Source organism: Polaromonas sp. P1_G2, assembly GCF_056405515.1.
In genome coordinates this window covers 1-586 of the sequence record NZ_JBFUBY010000734.1, presented here as the reverse complement: position 1 = coordinate 586, position 586 = coordinate 1, and the positions used below count along the sequence as shown (strand labels likewise).

1 protein-coding gene is annotated in these 586 nt (G+C 63.3%); it reads right to left on the bottom strand.

All coding sequences use genetic code 11. The annotated features are described in order from the left end of the window. A partial coding sequence (locus AC1D0P_RS27260; protein ID WP_477679586.1) for an efflux RND transporter permease subunit occupies positions 1 to 586 on the bottom strand: 586 nt, incomplete at both ends.

The window sequence follows — 586 nt, the reverse complement described above, 5'->3', positions numbered from 1 at the left end:
CCCTCATTGTGCAGGTCCTTGGCAAATTCGATGATCAGGATGGCGTTCTTGGCCGACAGGCCGATAATGGCAATCAGGCCGACCTTGAAATAGACGTCGTTCGGCATGCCGCGCAGGGTGACGGCGGCCACGGCGCCGATGACGCCGAGCGGCACGACCATCATCACCGAGACCGGGATGGCCCAGCTTTCATAGAGCGCGGCGAGGCAGAGGAAGACCATCAGGCAGGACAGCGCCATCAACAGCGGCGCCTGCGTGCCGGAAAGAATTTCCTCGCGCGACTGGCCGGTCCATTCGAAGCCGAAACCGGTGGGCAGCTGTGTCGCCAGCCGCTCCATTTCCTTGATCGCATCGCCGGAGGAATAGCCGGGCTTGGTTTCGCCGGAGAGGCGCACCGAGGGATAGCCGTCATAGCCCACGACCTGCGTCGGTCCCATGGACCACTTCACCGTGGCGAACGCCGAGATTGGCACCATGCCGCCATTGGCATTGCGGACATAGAGATTGAGCAGATCGGCCGTCTGCATGCGCTTGGCTGCATCCGCCTGCACGGTCACGCGCTGCAGGCGGCCGGCATTGGGGAAGT